We start from the raw sequence: 668 nt of genomic DNA, 5'->3' as shown, positions 1-668 counted from the left end.
ACCAGCGGGGCTGACGCCCCGGCGAAATTCCCCTCCCACCTACGTCGGAGGGAGTCCCCTTTCGCATTTAAGATGGCGGGCCAGTCTGGCGTGCGGATGGTGCGGATCGTGATCATGATGCGGGTCGGGTCCGTACTCAAACCGTGGCAAAAAGGGGTGACAGCATACCCCAGAGAGCACACAAACGAAACCGGGTCACCTGTCAGCGACTCGTCAGCGAACCGGCTCCTTGCTCACGATCTTGACCAGCTGGTAGCGCAAGGAAGGGGCATCGGCCGGCACATCGGCAAGTTGCTCCTTGCTCACTTCCAGTTGATAGCGAAAGCCCGGCTCGAAGGTGAAGCCTTCGATCTGCTGATAGAAGAGGCTCCAGCTCTCGCCCGGCTGACTGCGTACCTGCATGCACTTCATGGGGGCGACACCGACGCAGTCTGCCAGTTTGTCCTGGATATAGAGGATTTCGGTGGTCGGGGCGCTCTGGCAGGCGCTGAGCAGGAGGGCGGAGCTGAGGAGCAGGGGAGATTTCATGATGAGTGTCCTTGGCGTAAAAGGGCGCGATTAAACCTGCAAAAGAAAAGGCGGTCAATGACCGTAATGCCAGTCAGTTAAGCCTGACTGGCATTGTTTTTACTAGGTTTTCTCGTCGCATACTTCTGTGGTTTGGCTTT

Annotated in this window: 1 protein-coding gene; it reads right to left on the bottom strand. The window is 57.6% G+C overall.

Annotated features, from left to right (window positions below; translation table 11 throughout):
- Positions 1–213: 213 nt before the first annotated feature.
- Positions 214–528, bottom strand: a complete 315-nt coding sequence (locus tag PG892_RS22485; RefSeq protein WP_069785452.1) for a DUF4377 domain-containing protein — start codon at positions 526–528, stop codon at positions 214–216.
- Positions 529–668 lie beyond the last annotated feature (140 nt).

The organism is Aeromonas sp. QDB68, assembly GCF_027707405.1.
Lineage (GTDB): Bacteria > Pseudomonadota > Gammaproteobacteria > Enterobacterales > Aeromonadaceae > Aeromonas > Aeromonas caviae.
This window is presented reverse-complemented; position numbering and strand designations above follow the sequence as displayed.